Here is a 1,413-nt window from a genome sequence, read left to right as displayed (position 1 = left end):
CGGCCCATTCCGGACCTTCGACCTTCCGTCAGGATGCTGCGGTGCCGACCATCAAAGCAGATGGGGTGGATGGCTCCCGCTCCCAGGCGTCGTAATGCGCCATGTTGCAGGTGTCATGATCAGCGTTTGAGAGGAGCCACCCTATGCAAGTTACCATCGTCGGCCTGGATTTGGCCAAGAACATCTTCCACGTGCACGGCGTCACTGAGAACGGTGAGGTTGCGCTCAACCGGCCTTTGCGCCGGTCGCAGGTCTTGTCGTTCTTCGAGCGCCTGGCGCCCTGCCTCGTCGGGATCGAGGCCTGCGCATCCAGTCATCACTGGGCGCGCGAGCTTTCGAAGCTGGGCCATACCGTCCGATTGATGCCGCCGATGTATGTCAAACCCTATGTGAAGCGCGGCAAGTCCGACGCCGTCGATGCAGAGGCGATCTGCGAGGCGGTGACACGGCCGACGATGCGGTTCGTCGAGATCAAATCCGAGGACCAGCAGGCGCTTCTGTCTTTGCACTGGGCACGGGACTTCGTCGTCCGCCAGCGCACCCAGCTGATCAACATGCTGCGTAGCCTCGCCGCCGAGTTCGGTGTCACCATTGCACGCGGGGTCGCCAGAGCGGTCGATTTTGCAAAAGGCATCATCGAAGGTCGTGAGCAAGAGCTGCCCGAGTTAGCGCTAGAGGTTCTGCGCGTTCTAAGTCGGCAGCTGATTGATCTGCACAATCGGCTTGGATGGTACGAGATCACGATGCGCAGGCAGGCGCGCATCAGCAGGCAGGCGCAACTCTTGCAGACCATTCCTGGCGTCGGGCCGGTCACTGCTTCTGCTGTGGCTGCAACAATTGGGTCGGGCCACCAGTTTCGAAGTGGTCGTGAGTTTGCCGCCTGGCTGGGGCTCACCCCACGCAACCATTCTAGTGGTGGCAAAGAGCGATTGGGCAAGATCACCAAGATGGGCGACCGTTACCTGCGCCAGCTTATTGTCGTCGGCATGACGTCCCGCGTCAGGCAGGTTGCAGCTCATCCCGACCGCGCCGATCCATGGCTCGCGGAGTTGCTGCAAAGAAAGCCCGCGCGCCTTGCGACCGTCGCCATGGCCAACAAAACGGCCCGGATCATGTGGGCCGTGCTGACGAAGAACGAACCCTACCGACCGCATGCCGCATGAACCGGAACGGTACAAAGCGATAGCAAGACCAACGATGTGATGGTGTACCCTTCAGCCGCAATGATCAGGACGCTCCCCCGAATGTCCCGGGCGCTTCAGCCCGCAAAGCAGTTAGGAACCCGATCTGCAGATCCCATCAGGGCCAGCGGCCAGAGCCGCGCAAACAGGCCGGACACAAGACCGCTTCTGAATAGGTACACGCAATCCCATTTAAGTCTTGCTCTGCGGGCGCCATCCAAACAAGTCATTC

General features: G+C 60.7%; 1 protein-coding gene. It reads left to right on the top strand.

Going from position 1 to position 1,413, the window contains the following annotated elements; all coding sequences use genetic code 11:
* The first annotated feature begins 143 nt into the window (after nucleotides 1-143).
* Complete coding sequence (locus V8J82_RS23620; protein WP_339979593.1) at nucleotides 144-1,163, top strand: IS110 family RNA-guided transposase; 1,020 nt, start codon at nucleotides 144-146, stop codon at nucleotides 1,161-1,163.
* Nucleotides 1,164-1,413: the final 250 nt, after the last annotated feature.

This window comes from Gymnodinialimonas mytili, assembly GCF_037544085.1.
Taxonomy (GTDB): Bacteria; Pseudomonadota; Alphaproteobacteria; order Rhodobacterales; family Rhodobacteraceae; genus Gymnodinialimonas; species Gymnodinialimonas mytili.
This window is presented reverse-complemented; position numbering and strand designations above follow the sequence as displayed.

Coding starts and splice junctions, on each gene's coding strand:
- V8J82_RS23620 (WP_339979593.1), top strand. CDS start 144: ATGCAAGTTACCATCGTCGGCCTGGATTTGGCCAAGAACATCTTCCAC.